Source organism: Candidatus Chlorohelix allophototropha, assembly GCF_030389965.1.
Taxonomy (GTDB): Bacteria; Chloroflexota; Chloroflexia; order Chloroheliales; family Chloroheliaceae; genus Chlorohelix; species Chlorohelix allophototropha.
In genome coordinates, this window is the sequence record NZ_CP128400.1 from 1879924 (window position 1) to 1903203 (window position 23280).

Here is a 23280-nt window from a genome sequence, read left to right on the forward strand (position 1 = left end):
ATGTCTGTCGTTTTTGGAATTGCGCTGGTGTTCCTATATTTTATTTGGGTTATGATGTTCGTGGCAATGATAATGTCTTGGATTGACCCAAGCCGGCGTTTTACTATTACTCGCTTAGCCTACGATGTGGTTGACCCACTGGTAGCGCCCATTCGCAGAATAATACCGCCTATCGGAATGCTGGATATTTCTTTTATAGTCGCCTTTATCCTGCTACGCATCGTCATCAACTTTGTGGCTTCTGCCGGAAGCATCGGCAATTTGCCCTTCTAAAAAAACTAAAGGGCGCATTCCGATGCGCCCTTACCAAATCCTACCAAAGCCTGAACTTTCCTTCAATGATTTTAACCGGGTGGGGTGTTCTGGGAACGAGAAACCGCGTAACCCCCTGAATTATAGCCTTCCATTTCGCCCACATTTACACCGGGCGGTGGTGGCGCAACTCTGCCGGATTGCCGAATAGCCTCGATATAACGCCATGTCAGATAATCGCTAACATTGACTAGACCGAGCGTTTCGCGGATAAGCCGCTCGTTTTGCGCTTCAATCTCGCGAATACGGCTATCGCTGGCAGCCTTGATTAAGCGAATCTGAGCTTCGGCGCGGGCTTGCCGTTCTGCATCCCACAATTGCAGGGCTTTTTCGTCCGGGCGCACATTTGAAATTGTTAGGCTGGTAAGTTCCACGCCATAGCCCCTGTAACGCGGATCATCCGGGCGAATACCACGCTTTTTCCGCTCTTCTTCGCTCAAACCGCGAGTCTTTTCATTGACCAAAGAGGTAAGCGCCTGTGAAATGCGGGGCAGCGGGGCAGGTACGGAAGGGTCGCGGGCGCGCTCTTGCTCAGAACGATAAATCTCTTCGCGATAATTAATAGTGTTAAAATAGTCCTGTAGAGTCGTCACCGCATCGCGTTTGGAACGCTCTTTCCAGTTATCCACCGAAACTGCCGCTTTGTAAACGTCTTCCTCTGCAATCAGAATCTTGTTCCACAGAATAACACGGCGAGGACGGCGAATCTCGGCTTCATCGCGCTTAATCATACGGGGGCGGTAGTGCGCCAACCTAAAGGTGATACTAATATCAAGATCAATCAGGGTCATATCCCCGGTAAGCACATTATCAATCTGGATAGTCTCTTCAAACTCTTTAAGCTCTACCATTTTGCTGATGCGATCGAGCAAAGGAAAGAGAAAATGGCGACCCGGCGCAAGCACTCGATTAAACTCGCCATTGCGTTCCACAATCGCCACGCTGCCATCCGGTACAATTCTTATACCGCGAGAAAAAATAGTGTAGGCTATGCCGACAATTAGCGCAATAAACAAAATAAAAAATAGAACCGGTAAAACTGCATCCATAAATAGGGACTTCCTTCAAGCTAAAACATCGAGTCGGGTTGGCATAATTATTAGTTACGTAAAGTTAGATAATTCATTATAACAAATCAATGCAATAGCGCAAAAGTATTTTGCAACTGCCCTATCCTTTTAAACTAATTCTCTCACCATGCAGAAATGTGAGGTATCGCATATATCGCGGGGATAGCCCATGTTATGCTTTATACACCGGACAATAAATATTTAGCAGGAGAAGCTAGAAAATGAGCAAAGATAAGAAAAATAAGAAACCCGAAGAAACCAAATCAGAGCAGGAACTCACTGAGCAAGATTTGGAAAGCACCTCCGGTGGCGTTTTAATCGGTTTGAACCAGCCCGGTCTCCAGCAATTCCCAAAACACATAGCAATAGGTAAACCCGCTATGGGTGACGGTTCGGTATTTCCCACCGATCAGAGAAACGTCAAGCTATAATAAACCTTGAAGGGCGCATTGGTAGCGTCCTTTTTTATTTTTAAACGCCCCTACCCGAATCAGGTATAATAGAAGGAGAGAGCAATCCCGCTAGTTGAAGGAGTATATTCGAATGAGCGAAAACAACGTGCGTAATAACCTGAATCGGAAGCCGGACATTGAGCATGAGTTGAGCGAGGAAGATTTGGAAAAAGTGACGGGTGGGGTTTATATCGGTTTGTTACAGCCCGGCATCTTCAAGAAATTTTCCGGCGCTCAGAATAACCCAGTGCAAGGGGCGATTCCAGATGTGAACGGGTATTCGCCAAAACAATAGGCTTTAAGGGGCGACCAATGCGCCCCCCTTTTTGAAAATTACTCAACGCTGTTCAAAGCAATAATCTCTTTGTAAAGCAGCCCGCTATCCTTGATAATGCGGTGTTGAGTGTCAAAATCCACGTAAACCAGCCCGAACCGCTTGGTATAACCCCAAGCCCATTCAAAGTTATCCATCAAGCTCCAGTAAAAATAACCGTTAACCGGAACGCCCTGCTCAATCGCTTTGCCCACTTCCGACAAATAACCGCGCAAGTATTCCACCCGATCGACATCATGCACCTGACCATCTTCAAGTTTGTCCGGTAGAGCAGCGCCGTTCTCGGTAATATAGATTTTTGGAGGACTATACTCATTGTTAACTTCGAGCAATAATTCGCGGATACCCTGCGGATACACCTCCCAATCCATTTCGGTATATTTAGCGTTAGGATTCTTGACGAATTGCAGATTCACGGGCGGGAAATCAGTCCCATCTTTCACCAGATTCCGGATATAATAATTTACGCCCAGAAAATCCAACGGGGCAGCAATAGCAGCGGCATCCTCCGGCTCGCGTTTGAGCTGCATCATGTCTAGAATTGGCTCCATTTCTTCCGGGTACGAACCCTTGAAAAGCGGATGCAAGAACCAACGATTCATAAATAGAGCATGGCGTTTGGTAGCCTCACGCGATTCGTTGCTATCATCGGCGGGCGTTCCCAGCGAGAGGCTCAGAGTGATGCCCACTTCTGCCTCCGGTTCGATTCTCTCCCGCAAAACCGGAACCGTTAAACCATGCGCCAGCAACAAATGGTGTCCAACTTGAATCGCCTCTCCCAAATTCTTATGACCGGGCGCATGCTCGCCTACGCCATAACCTAGCACCGCCGAAACCCACGGTTCGTTGAAAGTAATCCAGTGCTTAACCCTGTCACCCAAACGGTCGGCTACAATTCCGGCATACTCCACATAAGCCTGCACCGTATCGCGGTTCACCCAACCGCCCTTATCCTGCAAAGCCTGTGGCAAATCCCAGTGATAGAGAGTAACATAGGGGTCAATAGCATGGTCTAGCAACCAGTCCACCAGTCTATCGTAGAAATCTAGCCCGTCCTGATTAACTTTGCCGCTTCCATCCGGCAAAATGCGGGGCCAGGATACCGAAAAACGGTAGGCGTGCAAACCTAAGTTCTTCATGAGGCTTATATCCTCACGCCACTTGTTGTAGTGGTCGCAGGCAACATCTCCGGTTGAGCCATCTTTAATCTTGCCGGGAGTATGCGCGAAGGTATCCCAAATGCTCAACCCCTTGCCATCCTCATCCCAAGCACCCTCAATCTGATAACTGGCAGTGGCAGCGCCCCACACGAAGCCAGTAGGAAATTTAACCTGTTTTGTAGCCATAAATGACATCCTTCCTCAAAGTTAACAGCTAGGTGAATTTAAGTATATCACTTTAAAAACGATAGTAGCAACCAGAATAGAAATTATTTGCCATGCTGAAAGGTAATAGCTATACTAACTTTGCACTTGCGGAAGATGTTTAATTACAGGTAAACCCTGTCGTTGCAAAGTCGAGGATTAGCAGCTTATGGCGAAAGAAATTATTCTATCAGTCAACAGTGATCCTAAAAGCCCCAAATATCTCATGTGGGCGTTGGACGAAGTTGAGTGTGAGGCTATACGTCTTGCAATCGGTTCAGACGATGATTATTTCCCCTTGCTTACCACCCTTTCAGACTATAACGAAGATTTTGAGTGTTTGGAAGAACGGTTGCTTGGCTTGAGCCAAGAAACAATTGACCTTACAATAAAGCTGGAAGAACACCATCGCGACCAACCCACTATCGTCAAATTGTTAACTATGGTGGGGGGATTGGGTGCGCTGGCACACGATTTCCGCATGAATGTGTATGGATACGCGAATTAGTAACCACGCAGCAGGGGAAAAGTAACCCTGTGTAGCTGATGGGATTTTTGAGCAGGGTGGCAAGGGGTGTCCCCATAGGTTACAAGTTAAGGGTTCTAAAGGATTGTCAAGCAAAAAAGAAGCAAAATAGCTTATAATTTGAGGTATGAGTACCCAAAATAATAATAAAAAGAATACCAAAACGAGCCATTCACGTCAGACCAGAGCAATAATGTTGGAGCGCTCAAAACGACCCGTCCCCGCCCCAACCGAGCAGGAAATAGAGCAACTGCTCAATCAGTTGATCGAACCAGCAATTCTAAATCTGACGCAGCATTATCAAAGCTTAGGTTTACGTTGCCGTACCCTCACCCTACCAGTAATGGTTTGTTTCCTGATTAGTCTAATCTGGCGACAATTGGGTTCGGTCAGTGCCGCGGTTAGAGAACTTAATCAGTACGGACAACTGTGGCAACCAGCCCTTAAAGTAAGCCAGCAAGCCGTGAGTGAACGTTTGCGAGAGTTGCCCGCTAGTCTATTTGAAAGTATTTTAAGGGAGGTCTTGCCAGAAGTACAAAAACGTAGCCAAGCTCGCCAACGTCCCCTCCCGAAAGAGTTGCAAAAGGGACTGGCTGAGTTCAAACAGATAGTGGCAGTGGACGCTTCCAGTTTGGATGCCTTGATAAAGAAAGTGGGTTTGTTACGGGAAACTGAGCAGACGGTATTAGGTGGGCGAATGTTAGCAATGTTAGACTTGCGTAGTCAATTACCTACCCAAGTATGGTATGAGGAGGATAGTTACTGCCACGAACAGAACTGGTGGGAACAAATTTGTGAAAGCCTGCCCAGTGGAGCTTTACTGCTGTTCGATTTAGGCTTCGTGAATTATGGGCGATACGCTCAGTTAAGCTCAGAAGGCAAATACTTTATCAGTCGGGTCAAGAGCAGAATGGTGCATCAAGTTCTCCAGAAGTTAAGCTGGAGAGAGGGGCAGCGTGAATGGCTAATACAAGTGAAAGATGCGGCTAGGCAACCGTTAATATTAAGGCAAGTGGAAATAGAATATGCGGGTAAATGGTACAGTTATGTCACCAATGTGCTGGAGCTAGAGCGGTTAAGTGGCACTCAAATCGCCGAACTATATCGGCAACGCTGGCGGATAGAGGATGCCTTCAAAACGGTAAAACGGTTGCTGGGCTTAGCTTATTTTTATGGCAGTAGCCAAAACGCCATATTATTACAGTTATGGACAACCTGGTTAATGTACAGTGTCTTGATTGATTTGAGTGATGGGGTGGCGGAGGAATTGGAACTGCCTTTGAGCCGAATTTCGGTAGAAATGGTATATCTGGGGCTGGGTCATATAAGCCGTGTGAGGGCTAGAGGGCTAGAAGTTAGTGTGGTTCAGTATTTGGCCACTAATGCCAAACTTTTAGGGATTGTCAAACGTCCAAGACCCAGACCTAAACCTGATTTGACTTTCCCTTTAATTTCTTAACTTGTAACTGATGGGGTGTCCCCTTGAACTCCTCCCTCTCTTTCCCCCTTGAGGGGGTTTTTGAGCGGGGTTCTCAGGGGTGCAACCCCTGTGCGGGGTGGTAAGGGGTGTCCCCTTTATACTTTCCCCCCTTTCCCCCTTGAGGTGGCAGGGGGTGAATAGCTACGCGAATCAAAAGCCTATAACCGGGAGAGACCAAAGATGGCAGACAGTATGTTCAATGCAGAACATCAAGAAATGCGTGCAGTAATCCGGCGCTTTGTTGAAAAAGAACTGGCACCATACGCCGATGAGTGGGAAGCAGCCGAATCCTTCCCTAGCGAAATTTTCCGACGCATGGGTCAACTTGGCTTTCTAGGACTGTGGTATCCCGAAGAATACGGCGGAAGCGGCGGCGATTACCTTTACAGCGTAGTGCTGGCGGAGGAAATGAGCCGTTGTCGCAGCGGTGGATTGGGCATGGGCTTGGCAGTACATACCGATATGGTATTACCCACCGTCCTAAAATTCGGTACGGAAGAACAAAAGCAGAATTATATCGTGCCCGGTCTTAAGGGCGAGAAAATCGGTTGCCTCGGTATCACCGAACCCAACAGCGGCAGCGATGTGCAAGCGATTCGCACCGTAGCGCGGCGCGATGGGGACGATTGGGTTATTAACGGCTCGAAGATTTATATTACCAACGGGCTACGCGCCGATTTTATCCTACTTGTCGCCAAAACCGAAACCAGTCAGCGCAGTTCTAAAGGCGTAACCCTCTTTCTGGTGGATAAAACCTTGCCCGGCTTCAGTGTGAGCCGCAAGCTCAAAAAGGTGGGGATGCACGCCAGCGATACCGCCGAACTTGCCTTTCAGGATGTGCGCGTGCCAAACTCGGCAATTCTGGGCGAGGAGGGCAAAGGCTTCTACCATATAATGTGGGAATTGCAGGTAGAGCGACTCTACGCCGCCGTTGCCGCCGTTGCCACCGCACAACGCGCCTACGAAATCGCCTTCGACTATGCCAAAGAGCGCATCGCTTTCGGGCGACAGGTAAACCAATTTCAGGTAATCCAGCATAAGTTCGTGGATATGGCGACCCAAATCGAAGCGGGGCGACAATTGGCGTATTCGGCAGTTCGCAAATATCTAGAGGGTGGCTATCCGGTCAAGGAAATAACGATGGCGAAGCTCTTTACCGCGCAAATGTCGAACCGGGTGGTGGATGAAGCCTTGCAAATACACGGGGGCGCAGGCTACATGAACGAATACGAAATCGGGCGCATCTGGCGCGACCTGCGCTTGAACCGCATCGGGGCTGGCACAGACGAAATCATGAAAGAAGTTATCGCCAAAGAATTGGGCTTCCCCAAGCTGTAAGACAAATTAATAACAGCAGAGGTTTGGGGCTTGCTGGCTTGAGGAGGGGGATAAAACCATACTTCCAACTTTTCGCCCTTCTCCGGCTGTATCTCCCGCGAATCATTTTGGATACGCTGCCATTATAGCGTGGCGCGTATTCTCGCATGCTGTTTCCCCATTTTAACAACGAAACTAACTAATACGTGAGCCTTCTTCTCCATTCAAAAGGGTTTGCCGACAGTAACCTAAAGCTAGGGGGTTTACGGCACATTTGCTAAATGGCAAAGTTATAGTGGTCTTGCGTTGTGTATTTGAAAGTAAAAGGAGCAAGAGATGATAGATAAGGTTAGTAATCTGAGGCTGCGCCCTACGCAGGAAAGCGACCTTGAGTTCGTTTTGGCTGCCGAGCAGGACGAAAATAACAGCCCTTATGTCGGTCAGTGGAGTAGGCAACAGCATCTGGATACATTTTCAAATCCCGCATTTTTTCATCTAGTAGCAGAGAATACAGCAGAAAATCGACAAATAGGGTACGTTATTTTACAAGATATAAATAGTCCAGACTTGAGCCTTCAACTACGCCGAATCGTCATCACAGAAAAAAGTAAGGGCTACGGTACAGAAGTATTAAGGCAGGTTAAGAGACTAGCGTTTAAGCAACTGAGTGTGCATCGGCTTTGGCTGGATGTGATGAGCAATAATACAAGAGCGCGCCGGGTTTATCAGGCACAGGGCTTTGTGGAGGAAGGCATCCTTCGCGAGTGCCTAAAATTCGGTGATCGTTTTGAATCATTGGTAATCATGTCGATATTGCGACAGGAGTATAACGCATAGTCTTGCGCTAATAAAGAATAATATTATGCAGAAAATCCAGACCAATGGTACAAAACAAAAAGTTGAATATTCGTTTGGCTTCACCTGCCGATGCCAGTTTGGTTGGAGAACTGAGCAACCGCAGCCTTGCTGAAATCGCGGCTGTAGGCGGTAGCTCAGCAGATAAGGAAGCCTACTATGAGGCTTGCTTAGACAGCGACAAGCACCGCAATGAACTTGCCAACCCTCGCCAGTTCTTTATATTGGCAGAAGTCAAGCAAGGGCCGGTGGGATATGCCAAATTGCGGGCTAACCACCCAACCGTCAAAATCAATTGCCAACGCCCCATTGAATTAGTGCGGCTGTATGTGCGGCGAGAACTAAACGGCATGGGGGTGGGAGCCGCCCTATTGCAATCGCTGCTTAAAGAAGCCGAAAACAGGGGTTTCGATACAATCTGGCTGACGGTGTGGGAAAATAATTACGGTGCGCGCGCTTTTTATCGGCAGTTTGGTTTTGTGGAAGCGGGAACTCAGATTCAAAGCTCTGGTGACGATAAACAATATGACCTATTGTTATACCGTTCTATCCCGTGGCACGCACCCCAACAATAACGCGCGTAGTAAGAAAGATTTTAGACAAGGGGAATTACATCCCTTGTTTCATGCTTATAATCCGCTTTTTTCGCTACCAGACTTTGATGGCAACAATTATATGCGCCTCGCCTTGCTCATCCTCGAACATTTCATCCCGCCGCAACAGCCCCACTTCGCGTAATAGCAAATCAAAGCGACCGTAACCAGTATTATCGGAAGGTCTGCCGCCATAGCCTAGCACTTGCGTATAGAGCCACAACAGGAAGCGCGCACGCCGATTAAAAGGGTGTAGTTGGGCAGTATCCACAATAATCAGCTTGCCGCCCGGATACAGTACCCGTACCACCTCTAATAGAGTCTCAGGTTCCATTATATAAGAGGCAGGGAAGGTGCATACCACCGAAGTAAAGGTTTCATCGGGAAAGGGCAGTTTATAAGCTTTGGCAAGCGCCAACGCCGGGGTTTTGCCAGCCGCGCGTATCTTGCGCTGCGCCTGTTTTAGCATGGGCGCGCTGGCATCTACTCCGGTGGTAACACAGCCCCATCTTAGCAGTTCGAGGTACAACGTGCCGGTTCCGCAACCAAGATCAAGCACTTGCTTACCGACCAGACGCGGCAATACCGCCCGTTGCCATTTAGCCCACTGACCGAGAAAAGCGATTTCGGCGATTTTATCGTACAAGGGAGCGAGGGGATAATAAAGCGCCTGAAACGCCAACCTAAGCAAGCTAGTGACCAACAGGCGCAGTAATCGCAACGGGAGCAATAGCGGTTTAGCCATTCCTACCAGTTATCATCGTTGTAACGTTCTTCTTTCCACGGGTCGGCGCTATTGCTGTAACCGTTGCGCTCCCAGAAACCGGGCTTATCCTCGCTCATAAACTCCAGACCGCGCAACCACTTCGCGCTTTTCCAGAAGTATTTCTTAGGAACGAGCAGGCGCAAGGGATAGCCATGATCGCGGGCGAGCGGCTTTCGGTCGAAGCTATGCGCCAGCATCACATCATCATCCAGAAAGACTTCGAGCGGTATATTGGCGGTAAAGCCGTGTTCAGCATGCGCCAGCACAAAGTGGGATTCTGGCTTTAGCTTGACGTTTTTCATCAAATCTTTGACCAGCACGCCCGTCCAGACCGTATCCAATTTGCTCCAGCGCGTTACGCAGTGAATATCGGTGGTGATTTCACTTTGCGGCAACGCCATAAGTTCATCCCAATTAAAGCGCACCGGTTCTTCAACAGTGCCGAATATTTTAAAATCCCATTTTGCCAGATCGGTAAAGGGCACCGGCCCATAGTGCAAAACAGGAAAGCGGTCGGTAAGAGACTGACCCGGAGGTACGCGCTTTGACATATCCGGGTCAGGTTTCTTAAAGAATTGAAAAGCCATTTATATTTTTAAAACCTCCGATTTAAATCTTTACCCAAAGAAAAAGCTCCACCAACTATCCCAGCCAGTTTTGCTTTTCTGTTCCAGCGTCGTAGTAGGCGCTTTTTGCCCGGCAGGAGCCTGCCCCGGACGAATTGCTACCCCGTTGACACCTTGCTGCACAGGCAATATCACGGTCTCATCGGGTCTAGCCAGACCCAAAGCTTGCCGCGCTACCAATTCTACGTAAAGCATGTACCCCGGTCCCTGTAAAAATTCAAGTTGCTGCTTGAGTTGGGTATTACGATCTTCGTATAAAGCCAGTTCCGCTTTCTTTTGGTCACTCTGCTCGCGCATCTCACGAATACGGAAGGATTGACCGATATAAATTGCCACGAAAGCGACAGCCGCTACGACCAGCACGATAATAATTAACCGCGAACTCAGCTTGGCTACGAGGGCACTTAGTCGGGTCATTTCGTTCGCCTTTTACCTACGTTAATGATGAGTTTGCCAGTAATGCCCATTTTAGGGTTACGGGGTGATTATGTCAACGGGAAAGATATATAAAAAGAAACAAATTAGCCCACTTCGGCAACTTCTTCAGTTAGAATTTTCCAAATGAGTGGCTAGTACCTTTAGGAGGTCATCCAGAGAAAAGGGCTTAATAATGTATTCATCTGCGCCGAGTTCTAGACCGGCTTTGATACTGGATTTTTCAGCTTTGGCGGAGAGTATTATAAAAGGGGTGGTTTCAAAGCGTTTATCCTGACGCAGCGTTTCTAAAATTGCGAATCCATCCATTTTTGGCAAAAGGATGTCACATATGATTGCGTCTGGTTGTAATTCCTGCGCCATTTTAAGCCCATCAGCGCCATTTGTGGCGGTAAGAACATCATACCCTTCGGACTGGAGAAATAAAACTATATTTTCCACCAGTAGTTTTTCATCTTCAATTAGCAAAATTCGTTTTGCCATTAATAATCCTGACGATTTCTTTTAGCAGATAAAAGCCAAACCACCGAGTATGTGGTTTTGCGGTTACAGCAAGGGTTAAGGTGATCACTATTAAGATTGTGGTTAGCAAGTAAGCGCACTACTTTATGTCAATTTATTAAATTTTATTTACGGGATTTACAATTCGAATATAATTAAGTAAGGCATACTCATAAAGTAGCTTGGTAGATTATACAATACAACTTCACACTATACTAATAATACACTACAGCTATTTATATATGGTAAAAGTTGTCTAAAAAATAGGTGAAAGTTGTCTAACTTTATCGGCATTCAATATTGCCCTGTGTAATGCTTAGGTACATAACGATCATTTTATATACATTTTATAGTATTTATTAGCGTGGTGTGGGATAATTTTGTTTATTTATTAATTAATATTTTTATTGGATTTGTGTTAACCAAAATATATTATTCTTGATAGCAGGCTATATTTTAATTCCAGACTCCCCGGATAGCCTTTTGTTTCACGATTTTAATTCGATTCTTAAGATATAAGTCTCTTGAGAAAGTTATAGTTAAATTCATCACAATACTGAGTTCGTGAAATGATAAGCAAAACTTCAAGGCAACTACAGATAAAATTACCGATAGCAGAGTTTCGTTTAGAGGAACAGCAAAAGCGTGGTGTATTATGTAAAGCAACAATAGCAGGGCTGGCATAGTAGCGGCTAACGCTGTGGTTGCCAGCCCCGGAAACTGGAGATTAATTCAATGGAACGGTCTAGCTATCCCCGTTTTGCTCTTTGCGAAGCCGCACGCCCATTTCAATCAACAGGTTGCCGATATCCTTGGTGTTGAGCTTTTCGAAAAAGAGTGTTTCAACCTGTGCGCTAAGGTCACGCCGTAGGTTGTTAATACCTTCCTGCAAGTGCCGCTCAATAATGCTGACTTTCTCCAGCATCTCACGGCGGTAGCTCTGCAAGCGAGCTTCAAGAGCTTCAAAATCCTGCTTGGTGCGTTCTTCCAGCGAATTATAATTGTTTTCTAACGTTGCATGTGAATCTTGCTGGCGGGAGGCAGAGGTTCGAAACTCTTCGTAAATAGCTTCGAGGCGTGCATCAAACGTCTTGAAACGTCGTTCGGCTTCACGTTGCTGTGAACCGTAAATAATACCACGTAAGGTTTCTATCTCCTTATCACGGCTAGCTTGTGAATCCTGTTCGAGATCATCGTTTCCGTTCAGGTTTGGGTTGAAACTGGAATCAAGCATCTTAGGTTTTACCTCCGCTACAATATTATTGTTCTTGTTTCCGCTTATCTTTTCACTGGTACTAACATTTTTGCCTTGCTCATCAGTGCTAACAGCCTCTAGCTGTTTAGGTGAGTTGGCTTGTGCAACTTCTAATTTTTGTTCAGGTTCGGTAACGGACTGCGCTTTTACTACTGCTTCTTCCTCAGAATGGGTGGATTCCAATGCGACTTGGTTCTTCGAATCTTCATCCGAATCTGCCTTAAGTAAATCTGCTTTGGAGGCGGTTATCTCGGCATCAGGTACGGCTGAGGGCTGTTCCGTTTCTACCGCCGAATTTTCAGGTACTGCTACTGCGTCATCAGCTTCCACCGCACCATCCAAATCAAGTGAATTTAACTGATCGAGACTTGCATCTTCAAGAACCTCAGCTACTGCCTCTATTTTTTCAGATTCAGTAGTGCCTGATTTCTTTTCTGACTTAGCCACTTCCGCTTTTTCTTTCGAACTCATAGTTCCTCCAACTAAAAAGGAGTGTTTCATTTTGTCGCAAGAATCGAGACAACTATACTAGAGTTTCTCTAATAATTAAAAAAGAACCTGATATATTAACAATCAACTCAGGCGCTAAAAAATTAAATCGAGCTAAGGATTAATCTTCCTAATATTTGTCCAAACCATTCGGCTCAAACCATTGCACAGTATATTTTGGTATTTGGAGCTAGAAATGCAATTTATTTTATCATAATGTGAGGCAAAATAACTGAATCCTTCAGATATTGCCAGAATGGATTTTACCTATCAATATCATCTTTAACCTGAGCAAGCAAACAGGCTGCAACTTTATTCTCGGCAGCCTTCTCAAAAATTTTCACGCTTTTTATTCTTTAGCGCGATATAAGGAATTTTGCCACCTAGAGTCCGATAATTCGAATATCGGAGATGCCAACGCCACCTGTTACGATTCCAATTTTACCCACAGTAATTCCCGGCGGTAAATCGGTTTTGAACAATTTGTATTCACGACTGCCTGTATAGATATAAAGGGCATTATCCCTAAGCTGAATTATGATAGGTTTGGCGTAACGGGTTTCCTCGTTACAATAGGTATAGCTTGTTGTAACGCTGGTATTCAATATCTGTTTGCCATCGGTTTTTGTATTTATATCGTATAACAAACAGTTAAAGAAAGAAACGCTGATGTAGCTTTTGGAAGTGTCGAGTGTTCCGTTAGCGGGTTCGCCATTAACATAGAAGTACAAGCCAAGCGATTTGGTATATACGAATGATTCCGACACCAGCGATACTTCAAAATTCGGAGCCGCCCCTATATCGAGCAGCAACGTGCCGGGGCGATTATCTACCGTCTTGAATACGCTGTCTACCACGTTCCATTTGTTATCGATCAGTTTCCACTTGGGGCTATAGCTAGGCATGAAGTTATCAGCGAATAAGACCGGCAGATTGGTTCTAAGCTCTCGCTCAAGTCGGGGTTGCGAGGTATCAAAAGTAGCCCCTTGAATATTCAAACTGCTCACCAACGAGGTAAGAGATGAATTGACAGTCGAGGTGGTATTGGGAACGAGCTTAACCGTATTAACCGGCGCTTTTGCTAGAGTAACCAGCAATATCAGCAATATACCCGCAAATAACAGGATGAAGATTTTAACAACCAGCGGTAAGGAGTGTAAACTGAATGTGGGTTGTTGTACGGTTTTTTCAGCTTCAGGCGCACCCGGATGTTGCAGAATGAGCGGAACATCAAGTTGGGCAACCTGATTGGTTTTATCTTCTAGCTGAGAAGCTTGTATCCCTCCAACGTTGCTCTTGTATGCCGAAGACCAACCGTTTATTGCCATTGTAGAAGTCTTAAGCTCCAACGGTTTCGTTTCAGGCGCAATTTTTGCGCTCATAAGCGGCTCAGTTTCAAGCGGAGGCTCAAAAGTGGGCGCATCTGGTTCTGTAACTAGCGTTGCCGCAATTCCCGAAGTGTTTTTCGCCAGTGCTTCATACAGATCAGCTTCATCCATTTCTATAAGCGGTTCATAGATTTTCACTTTTGTAGGCGCATCCTGTGTAGGTTCGATTTCCGGCGCTACAGCCTCTTCTGCCGCTTCCTCAATCGGATAGGCTTCCTCTGGCGTTTCTGCTTGCGCTTCGACCTCTAGCGCTTCGGTAGCTCCCTCCGCCTCTTCCGGCGCAAGCTCAGCCTCTTCCAATGCTGACTCTGCCTCTTCGGTTTCGGTTTCAAGAGCTTCGGCTTCTTCCTCAGCGATGGTTTCAGGGGCTACAGCCTCTTCCGCTGCTAACGCCCGCTCTAACTCTTCTAACTCTGCCGCCAACCTTGCGGCTTCAGCCTTTTCTGCTGCTATTTCCAGCTCAAGCTCTGCAAAAAACGCTTCTTCCTCTGATAGCTCTGTCGCCGCTTCTTCTTGCGGTTCTGCTTCTACCGCTTCGATCTCAAGAGTTTCAAGCTCTTCCGCCACTACTTCCGATTCAAGCTCAGCCTCTTCTACCAACTCAGCGACTTCGGCTTCTATCGTCTCTTCAGCTTCGGTCTCAAGAGGTTCAGCCTCTTCTGCCGCTATTTCCGATTCAGGCTCAGGCGCAAGCTCAGCCTCTTCTAGTTCTGTCGGTTCTGCTTCAAGAGCTTCAGGCTCTTCCGTTGCTACTTCCGATTCAAATTCAGATTCTTCTAGTTCTACAGTTTCAGCTTCAAGAGCTTCCGGTTCAGCCACTACTTCCGGCGCAAGCTCAGCCTCTTCTACCAACTCAACGACTTCGAGTTCAGGTGTTACAGCCTCTTCTACCAATTCAGCGACTTCGGCTTCTGATTCAGCTTCTAATTCTTCCGCCGCTATTTCTGGCGCAAGCTCAGCCTCTTCTACCAACTCAACGACTTCGGCTTCTGATTCAGCTTCTAATTCTTCCGCCGCTACTTCCGGCTCAAACTCAGGTTCTTCCGCCGCTATTTCCGATTCAGGCTCAGGCGCAAGCTCAGCCTCTTCTAGTTCTGTCGGTTCTGCTTCTAATTCTTCCGCTGCTATTTCTGGCTCAAGTTCAGATTCTTCTGCCGCTTCTTCTTGCGGTTCTAGTTCTATCGCTTCGGTCTCAAGAGCTTCAGCTTCAAGTTCAGGCTCTTCTGCCGCTTCTACTGGTGCAAGCTCAGCCTCTTCTAGTTCTGTCGGTTCTGCTTCTAATTCTTCCGCTGCTATTTCTGGCTCAAGTTCAGATTCTTCTAGTTCTACAGTTTCAGCTTCAAGAGCTTCAGGTTCAGCCACTACTTCCGATTCAAGCTCAGGCGCAAGCTCACCCTCTTCTACCAACTCAGCGACTTCGGCTTCTATCGTCTCTTCAGCTTCGGTCTCAAAAGCTTCCGCCTCTTCCGCTGCTATTTCTGGCGCAAGCTCAGGCTCTTCAGCTTCAAGAGCTTCAGGTTCAGCCACTACTTCCGATTCAAGCTCAGGCGCAAGCTCAGCCTCTTCCACCAACTCAGCGACTTCGGCTTCTGGTTCAGCTTCTAATGCTTCCGCTGCTATTTCTGGCTCAAGTTCAGATTCTTCTGCCGCTTCTTCTTGCGGTTCTGCTTCTACCGCTTCGATCTCAAGAGGTTCAGCTTCTTCTACCAATTCAGCGACTTCGGATTCTATCGCCTCTTCAGCTTCGGTCTCAAAAGCTTCCGCCTCTTCCGCTGCTACTTCCGATTCAAGCTCAGCCTCTTCCAGTTCTAACATTTCGGCTGCGATCTCAAGAGGTTCAGCCTCTTCCGCCACTACTTCCGATTCAAGCTCAGCCTCTTCTAGTTCTGTCGGTTCTGCTTCAAGAGCTTCAGGCTCTTCCGCCACTACTTCCGATTCAAGCTCAGCCTCTTCTACCAACTCCACGACTTCGAGTTCAGGTGTTACAGCCTCTTCTGCCGCTATTTCCGATTCAAGCTCAGGCTCTTCTAGTTCTACGGTTTCAGCTTCAAGAGCTTCCGGTTCTTCTGCTGTTACTTCCGATTCAAGCTCAGGCGCAAGCTCAGGCTCTTCTACCAATTCAGCGACTTCGGCTTCTATCGTCTCTTCGGCTTCGGTCTCAAGAGGTTCAGGCTCTTCCGCCGCTACTTCCGATTCAAGCTCAGGCGCAAGCTCAGGCTCTTCTACCGCTTCTTCTTGCGGTTCTAGTTCTACCGCTTCGATCTCAAGAGCTTCAGCTTCTTCTACCAACTCTGCGACTTCGGATTCTATCGCCTCTTCAGCTTCGGTCTCAAAAGCTTCCGCCTCTTCCGCTGCTATTTCTGGCGCAAGCTCAGCCTCTTCTACCAATTCAGCGACTTCGAGTTCAGGTGTTACAGCCTCTTCCGCCGCTACTTCCGATTCAAGCTCAGCCTCTTCTAGTTCTGTCGGTTCTGCTTCAAGAGGTTCAGCTTCTTCCGCTGCTATTTCCGATTCAAGCTCAGCCTCTTCTACCAACTCTACGACTTCGAGTTCAGGTGTTACAGCCTCTTCCGCCGCTATTTCCGATTCAGGCTCAGGCGCAAGCTCAGCCTCTTCTGCCAACTCAGCGACTTCGGCTTCTGGTGCAGCTTCTTCTTCTGTCGGTTCAGCTTCTAATGCTTCCGCCGCTATTTCCGATTCAAGCTCAGCCTCTTCTACCAACTCTACGACTTCGAGTTCAGGTGCAGCTTCTTCTTCTGTCGGTTCAGCTTCTAATGCTTCCGGCGCTACTTCCGATTCAAGCTCAGGCTCTGCCAGTTCTGCCGCTTCTTCTTGCGGTTCTAGTTCTATCGCTTCGGTCTCAAGAGGTTCAGGCTCTTCTGCCACTACTTCAGGCGCAAGCTCGGCTTCTTCTACTGCAGCGACCTCCGGTGCAGCTTCAGCCACAGCTAAAACCACTTCTTCAAGCTCAGGCTCGATGGGTTCTTCAACAATCTCAGGTGGGGTGGCAGGTCTAACCAACTGCTCAAGAAGTTGTTCAGGGCTAACATCGAAATCTAACCCCAACTCAAGCTGCTCTTGCAAGGTGGCAAGATTATAATAACGCTGCTCTCCGAACTCGTTGAGCGTAGCCGAGATTATGGTACTCAACGCCGGGGTTAGGTTACGATTGAGGGAGAGCGCCGATTGGGACTTTCCGGGACGATATTGCTGGCAAGTCGCCATCCTATAAAGGATTAAACCCAACGCATAAATATCGGCATCAAGTTTATTCTCATCTTCTGAGGCGGTTGTGCTGGTGCCATAGCTTTTAAGAAAAGCTTTTTTTGATTTGGTAAGTAAAACATTTTTGGCATTCAAATCCCCATGAAACAGCCCGTTTGAATGCAAAACTTGCAGAGCGGTGCATATATCCTTAGCAACCGCAGTAATCGTTTGATTATTGAGAGGTCTATTGCGAGAGATAGCTATTTGTTCGTAAAGGCTATCGCCCTCAATAAATTCGTAAACAAAATAATGAGTATCATCGGTAGAGCCGTATTCCAACACCGGAATAAGCACGGTGTTACCGACAAGTTGTTTACTGATTTCATACTCACGGAGGCAGGCAACCAGATAATCGGGGTTGAAATTCGGGTGGGTAGCGGAAATAGCTCTTATAAATACTGTTTGAGTGGTGGAGTTAGCAATATAAGTAAAAACGAAAGATTCAGAGGTAATAGTGCTGATTACTCTGTATTTTCCTAATATTGGTCGCTCTAATTCATCCACAAACATAGCTTGGTAACTCCCCAAAAGGTCCCTAAAAATCGCGAAGAGAAAAGAAACGGGTAGGTTTAAGGCACAAAATCAGTTTTGTTTATTACAAAACGACTTGCATCAATTGTAATCACTTTCCTCTTAGCTTTACAACCCATTCTGCACATGAGCGCGACAATATATCTAGCATAATAATGAATTACACGGCATTTTACAAGAGCGTATATTAATTATACTACTACTTGAACCTAAATTCTTCCTAAAAGATTGCTTAAATTTGGATATAAGTTTCTTAAAAAGAATTGGCATTGTAAATATTTTACCTTTGAAAAGAGCATAATACATAATTGATGTCAAAGCTTTTTTAAAACTACTATTGCAAATTAAATCAATTATTTATGTTATTACACCTTTTCTCTGAACCCACCACTATCTGAAATAAGCCCATCCTGATGCGACTTTTAAGCACTAGATAAGGAGCAATAAACGACCTTAAGCTACTCTCAACATGTGTTTATATTATTAAATTTTAATGTATATTATACTTGATATAAAGTCTATAAAATTATTGGTGGTTTACCTAAAAATCAATAGGAACATGAAGATGGTTTGCTTGGAGATACATCAACAAATAAAATAGTTTGATTTCACGAAGCCAGATGCCCAATACCAGCTATTTTCAATAGAGATATTGTACCAAAAGCTAATGATTGCGGCAAGCTATAAATTTCACAACCTTGAGGTAGCTAAATATTACGGAATGGAAGTAAAATACCTAGATTTTATGGGTTCTTTTTCATATTATAATTAAGTAGTCTCAAACCGTAAAAGTACAAACGGCACAGCTATTTTCAATGTAAGCTTTTTACCAAAAATCTTTAGAGTCCCTTACATCACTATATAAACACAGGACGTTTTTGATGCCACATCTTCCAGTTGCCACAAACCCGGATGCTACCTACAGCGATATTTTCAATAGCGCCCCTACTTCTATGTTTATTATTAACCGGGATTTCACGCTCGCCGCGCTTAACAACCGCGCAACTGAACGTACCAAGTTGGCATTGGGCTACGTTCCGACGCTCGGCATAGATGTCCGACCTATCTTAGCAAAGATAGGAATCACGAATTTTGAAAAACATTTGCTAGAAGCCTACGCCGGGAAGCTCATTACCTTGGAACAGCCTTACAATAACCCAGAAGTTAGCTGGAAATGGCTAGAAATCAACTATATCCCGGTAAAAAATCCAGAAGGATTAATTTTTACAGTCTGCTTTTCTGTGCTGGATATTTCGCGACGTAAATATGCAGAAGAGGCATTGGCTAAGAGTGTTTCCATCAACCTCGCTTTAATTAAGGCAATCCCGGATATACTTTTACGCATAGACCGAAATGGAAACTTTGTAAATTATCAGGCTGAGACCACTAGTAATAGCAGCGTGGATGCAACCTTACAAGCGAAATTGGTTGAGAATGCACTGGCATATATAGAGCTAACCCTGAATAGCGGCAAAACCCAAGTGTTTGATAGCGAACTAGAGGTTGAAGGTAACCACAGATTTTTTGAAACCCGACTGCTGATGAACACCGAAAATGAAGTGCTGGCAATTGTGCGGGATGTTACCGAGCGCAAAACGGTAGAAAGAACTTTGCTCGAAAGCGAACAGCGCTATCGCTTGTTGGCGGAAAACACCATTGATATAGTCGTAGCGTTATCAAAAGATGGGGAATACCTCTATGCCTCCCCCTCATGTGAAAAGGTCTTGGGCTACACTTCGGAAGAGTTAAAACAACATTGGGAGCAGGAATTGGTGCATCCCGATGAACTACCTCTTATGGCTGCCGCAATAAAATATAACCGACTAACACGCGCTAACTACGAAACGGTAGTAATCCGACTTCGCCATAAGCAGGGGCATTATCTCTGGTTTGAAATTGGGGGGCAAATGGGCTTTTCGGAAAAAACCGGAGAAGCAGAGAACATAATTGTTACCTTGCGCGATGTAACTGCGCGTAAGAGTGCAGAAGCAGCCTTGCAATTCCGGCATGATTATGAAAAGCTGGTTGCCAATATCTCGTCTAATCTAATGCGCGCCAGTTTCGAAAACATCGACACTGAGATAAACTTTGCGCTTGCCACTATCGGTCAGTTTCTCGGTGTAGATCGCTGCCAAATTTATTATTACTCCAATGTTGAGAATGAAATCTTCAGAAACTACGAATGGTGCGAGGAAGGTATAACCGCGCTCGGTGTAGGTAGTAAACATTCCGCGGATTTGTGGGCAATAGAGCGCATCAAAAATGGGGAAGTTATACGATTGGACTCTCTGGCAGATCTGCCCGAAGAAGCAAGCTCGTTCCGTGCCTTACTTGAAAAAGCGGTTATCCAATCTATGGTGCAACTTCCTATGCGGGTGGATCATGGGGTTATCGGCTTTATCAACTTTGAAACCATAACCCGGCAAAAGGTTTGGAGTGATGACGATATTGTGTTGCTCAGAGTAATAGCCGAGGTTTTTGCCAGCGCATTTAAACGCCGTGAAACTGAGCACGCCCTGATAGAACAACGTGACTTCGCGCGGTTGGTGATGGACAATATGGGGCATGGACTCGCTGTTTCTTGGAAGGTGGAAAATCTTGAATATATTAATCCGGCTTTAGCCCAAATGACCGGTTTCTCTGTTGAAGAAATGAGGGGTAAAACCCCGCTCGATTATACCCACCCAGACGACCATAAGGTGCTGTTGGAGGCACGTTGGCAATGGCTCAATGGCAAAACCACCACAAATGAAGTTCGTATGATAACCAAAGACGGGTCGGAGAAATTTGTTTCCATCACCGGAACGCCCTTCTTTAATAATGACAAACTGGAAGGGGTAATCGCTGTTATCACCGACCTAACCGAACGCCGCAAAGCCGAAGAAGCCTTGCGAAATAGCGAGCAGCTTTTGAGAACGGTGGTTTCAAACGCGCCACTGATTCTGTTCGCCTTTGATACCAACGGTAAGCTCACTTTTGTGGATGGCAAGGGGCTTTCCTACTTCAATATTGATCCCAAAATGCTTGTTGGGCAACATGCGCCGAGCGTGCGAACAGACATTAGCAAATATCTATTGGATAAATTCACCGGGCTTGTAACACGCGCCCTGCACGGGGAAATTGTTCAGAGCGTCACAAAAATAGGAGAACGCTACTTTGAGGGAGTATATACGCCCGTTAGGGATACAGAGGGGCGGATAACCGGCGTAATCTGCGTAAGTTTCGATGTTACCCAACGGGTGATAGCCGAGGAAGAACTAACAAAGAATCTCAAAACCGAACGGGAACTGAGCCAACAAAAATCGCTCTTTATCACCACCGCTTCGCACGAGTTCCGCACCCCGCTTACCATTATCAACTCATCAGCGCAATTGCTGGAATATTACGGGCATAAGTGGACAGATGAACGCAAGCAGGAATTATACCAGCGCATTTATCTTTCAGTGGTAAATATGACCGAGCTTTTGGATGATGTGCTGCTGTTAAATAAAGCCGATGCCGGGAAGCTAGAATTCAATCCGGTTGAGATGGATTTCAGCCAGTTTTGCGCCACGATGTTGGAGGAGATTCAGCTTGGAATTGGCACAAAACATCAATTTGACCTGCAAATTGAACCTGCTCCGGTATTGCTACAAGGCGATTCCAAACTACTCCGGCAAATTATCTCGAACCTGTTGACCAACGCCATCAAGTATTCGGCGGAAGGAAGCACGGTTCATTTCAGGTTAGGTTACGAAACAAATCAGGTTAGTGTAGAAATCGAGGATGAAGGCATCGGGATACCCCCGGAAGGTTTGAAACATCTTTTTGATGTATTCTATCGTGCGAAAAATGTTTCCAGCATCGAGGGAACCGGGTTGGGTATGCCGATTGTAAAGAAATGTTTGGACACACACAAAGGCAGAATAGAAGTAGAAAGCGAACTGAACAAAGGCACGCTCTACCGCGTGTGGATACCGTTGGGGTAAGGCGCAAGTCTAACAACTTTTAATACTCCAGCGCGCCCGCTTTCTCCGGCACATCGGCGGGTTTTGCGGCTGTCCGCAACGACATCGCCAACCCTAACGCCAGCAGCATTACCACGCTACAGCACATAAACGGCACGACCTCGCCAAAGGTGTTGAAGATGAAGCCGACTGCTAACGGGCCGAGCATACGCGCGAGACTGCCCACCCCCTGCGAGATGCCCAGAATTTCGCCCTGTTCCTGTGCGCCGCTGGTAATGGAGATGACGGCGGTGCTGGTGGGAGTGGCAATGCCCTGCCCGATTGCCAGAAAGAATAGCACGAAAAAGACCAGCGGCAAGATGTTGCCGAGCGGGATAAAGACCATCGAAATTGCCAGAATCAGCAAGCCCAACCGCAGCGTTTTGTAATCGCCTAAGCGTTTGACCACCACGCCCACAAAACCGCCTTGCATGATTATCACCAACACGCCCATATAGGCGAAAAGGTAGCCGTAATCTTGGCTGGTAAAATTGTAGCGGCGTTGCGCGAATAGCGGCATCAAGACTTCGAAACCGGTAAAGGCTACGTTGAAGAAGAAAAACATCAAGATGGGAAGGCGCAATTCCGCTCGTTGCAAAGCGCGATAGATGTTCTGCAACACGCTTAAGGGGTTGCTGTCGCGCTTGCTGAGGCTGGCAACCTTGCGCAGTTCTGGCGAAAGCGATTCGGGCAGCATGAACCAGCCCAACCCAAAGTTAATAATAGTTAGAACCGCCGCCACATAGAAGGGTAGAGATTGGTTGATGCTGCCGAGCGTACCGCCAATCGCGGGCCCGATGACAAAGCCAAGCCCGTATGCCGCACCGAGCATGCCCATGCCCTTCGAGCGGTTCTCCGGGGTGGTGACATCGGCGATATACGCGCTGGCTGCCCCCATCGAGGATGAGCCGAAGCCGTTGATGGCGCGTCCAACAAACAGCACCCACAACGCCCCAGCTACGCCCGTTACCGCAAAGGCGAAGGCATTTACCAACAAGCCAAGCAGAATAATAGGTCTTCGCCCGATGCGATCCGACCACGTCCCCATCACCGGGGTAAAAATTAGCTGGCTCAGAGAGAAGGTGGCAGTGAGCGAACCGACAGTAAACGCATCTGCGCCAAAGTGCATGGCATAGAACGGTAGCAACGGGATGACCATGCCAAAACCGATCAAGTTCAGCAGCACGGTCATAAAAACAATCATCAACGGCGATTTTTTCATCTTCTAGCGCTCTCCTTATAATTTATCCGTTTCAAGATATAACGGAGAAACGCAAAAGTATAGGGTTTAAACTACAACAGTTTAATTTGTTCGGGTAGGCGTGAAAAAGGGCGCATCGGAATGCGCCCCCACAAGGTTCGGGATTCGTAGGGGCGTATTTGAATACGCCCGGTATTGATTGCGTGCCGTTGCGCCCAACCCTATGGGATACGTGCCAAACCATCGAGGCTAAAACCGGGCGCATCGGAATGCGCCCCTACCCGAACCTCGCTCCACCACCCCCGCATTTACGCCACCCAACGCCGGGCGTGTCCAGCCACGCCCCTACCCGGTTCGGATTCGTAGGGGCGATTCGCACCCTCTACGGGGCGCAGGCGAATCGCCCTTCTTTATTTGCCTGATCCCTAAAGATATTGCCCACCCCTCGCGGGCGTGTCGCGTCCTCACCCCAATTTTCGGGCTGTCCACCGAACCGCATCCGAACGAGGCGGGTTTAATTCGTAGGGGCGTA

General features: G+C 46.9%; 19 protein-coding genes. 10 read left to right on the forward strand and 9 right to left on the reverse strand.

What is annotated here, in order from left to right:
* A complete protein-coding gene (locus OZ401_RS20675; protein WP_341470421.1) occupies window positions 1–273 on the forward strand; it encodes a YggT family protein in 273 nt (90 codons plus the stop codon).
* Window positions 274–344: 71 nt separating this feature from the next.
* Here the strand turns inward: OZ401_RS20675 and OZ401_RS20680 are convergent, their stop codons facing one another.
* Window positions 345–1361, reverse strand: coding sequence for an SPFH domain-containing protein (locus OZ401_RS20680; RefSeq protein WP_341470422.1), 1017 nt, complete (start codon window positions 1359–1361; stop codon window positions 345–347).
* Window positions 1362–1603: 242 nt separating this feature from the next.
* Between OZ401_RS20680 and OZ401_RS20685 the strand changes: the two genes are divergently transcribed.
* Together OZ401_RS20685 and OZ401_RS20690 are read left to right on the forward strand one after the other, a co-directional pair.
* Complete coding sequence (locus OZ401_RS20685; RefSeq protein WP_341470423.1) at window positions 1604–1813, forward strand: hypothetical protein; 210 nt, start codon at window positions 1604–1606, stop codon at window positions 1811–1813.
* Between the two features lie 112 nt (window positions 1814–1925).
* Complete coding sequence (locus OZ401_RS20690; RefSeq protein WP_341470424.1) at window positions 1926–2129, forward strand: hypothetical protein; 204 nt, start codon at window positions 1926–1928, stop codon at window positions 2127–2129.
* Between the two features lie 38 nt (window positions 2130–2167).
* Here the strand turns inward: OZ401_RS20690 and OZ401_RS20695 are convergent, their stop codons facing one another.
* A complete protein-coding gene (locus OZ401_RS20695; RefSeq protein ID WP_341470425.1) occupies window positions 2168–3514 on the reverse strand; it encodes a GH1 family beta-glucosidase in 1347 nt (448 codons plus the stop codon).
* Between the two features lie 187 nt (window positions 3515–3701).
* Here OZ401_RS20695 and OZ401_RS20700 point away from each other — a divergent pair, with 187 nt between their 5' ends.
* From OZ401_RS20700 to OZ401_RS20720, 5 genes are all read left to right on the forward strand, one after another.
* Window positions 3702–4040 (forward strand): hypothetical protein, encoded by a 339-nt coding sequence (locus OZ401_RS20700; protein ID WP_341470426.1) that lies wholly within the window; start codon window positions 3702–3704, stop codon window positions 4038–4040.
* Window positions 4041–4185: 145 nt separating this feature from the next.
* Complete coding sequence (locus OZ401_RS20705; protein ID WP_341470427.1) at window positions 4186–5517, forward strand: IS4 family transposase; 1332 nt, start codon at window positions 4186–4188, stop codon at window positions 5515–5517.
* 201 nt (window positions 5518–5718) lie between these two features.
* Window positions 5719–6876 carry an acyl-CoA dehydrogenase family protein gene (locus OZ401_RS20710; protein ID WP_341470428.1) on the forward strand — a complete coding sequence of 386 codons (1158 nt, stop codon included), beginning with the start codon at window positions 5719–5721 and terminating at the stop codon, window positions 6874–6876.
* Window positions 6877–7191: 315 nt separating this feature from the next.
* Window positions 7192–7692: a GNAT family N-acetyltransferase gene (locus tag OZ401_RS20715; RefSeq protein WP_341470429.1), complete on the forward strand. Its 501-nt coding sequence runs from the start codon at window positions 7192–7194 to the stop codon at window positions 7690–7692.
* 44 nt (window positions 7693–7736) lie between these two features.
* Entirely contained in the window at window positions 7737–8285 is a 549-nt protein-coding gene (locus OZ401_RS20720) for a GNAT family N-acetyltransferase (RefSeq protein WP_341470430.1), read from the forward strand.
* 73 nt (window positions 8286–8358) lie between these two features.
* Here the strand turns inward: OZ401_RS20720 and OZ401_RS20725 are convergent, their stop codons facing one another.
* The 6 genes from OZ401_RS20725 to OZ401_RS20750 form a co-directional block, all read right to left on the reverse strand.
* Entirely contained in the window at window positions 8359–9048 is a 690-nt protein-coding gene (locus OZ401_RS20725; RefSeq protein WP_341470431.1) for a class I SAM-dependent methyltransferase, read from the reverse strand.
* A gap of 2 nt (window positions 9049–9050) precedes the next feature.
* A complete protein-coding gene (locus tag OZ401_RS20730; RefSeq protein ID WP_341470432.1) occupies window positions 9051–9656 on the reverse strand; it encodes a sulfite oxidase-like oxidoreductase in 606 nt (201 codons plus the stop codon).
* Between the two features lie 30 nt (window positions 9657–9686).
* Window positions 9687–10112: an FtsB family cell division protein gene (locus OZ401_RS20735; RefSeq protein ID WP_341470433.1), complete on the reverse strand. Its 426-nt coding sequence runs from the start codon at window positions 10110–10112 to the stop codon at window positions 9687–9689.
* Window positions 10113–10238: 126 nt separating this feature from the next.
* Window positions 10239–10613, reverse strand: coding sequence for a response regulator transcription factor (locus OZ401_RS20740; protein ID WP_341470434.1), 375 nt, complete (start codon window positions 10611–10613; stop codon window positions 10239–10241).
* A gap of 763 nt (window positions 10614–11376) precedes the next feature.
* A complete protein-coding gene (locus OZ401_RS20745; protein WP_341470435.1) occupies window positions 11377–12357 on the reverse strand; it encodes a hypothetical protein in 981 nt (326 codons plus the stop codon).
* A gap of 401 nt (window positions 12358–12758) precedes the next feature.
* Window positions 12759–17540, reverse strand: coding sequence for a protein kinase domain-containing protein (locus OZ401_RS20750; RefSeq protein ID WP_341470436.1), 4782 nt, complete (start codon window positions 17538–17540; stop codon window positions 12759–12761).
* Window positions 17541–18442: 902 nt separating this feature from the next.
* Between OZ401_RS20750 and OZ401_RS20755 the strand changes: the two genes are divergently transcribed.
* Complete coding sequence (locus OZ401_RS20755) at window positions 18443–21529, forward strand: PAS domain S-box protein (RefSeq protein WP_341470437.1); 3087 nt, start codon at window positions 18443–18445, stop codon at window positions 21527–21529.
* Window positions 21530–21548: 19 nt separating this feature from the next.
* On the opposite strand, the gene OZ401_RS20760 is transcribed toward OZ401_RS20755, so the two are convergent.
* Complete coding sequence (locus OZ401_RS20760; protein ID WP_341470438.1) at window positions 21549–22769, reverse strand: MFS transporter; 1221 nt, start codon at window positions 22767–22769, stop codon at window positions 21549–21551.
* 158 nt (window positions 22770–22927) lie between these two features.
* Between OZ401_RS20760 and OZ401_RS20765 the strand changes: the two genes are divergently transcribed.
* Window positions 22928–23170 carry a hypothetical protein gene (locus OZ401_RS20765; RefSeq protein ID WP_341470439.1) on the forward strand — a complete coding sequence of 81 codons (243 nt, stop codon included), beginning with the start codon at window positions 22928–22930 and terminating at the stop codon, window positions 23168–23170.
* The last annotated feature ends 110 nt before the right edge of the window (window positions 23171–23280 follow it).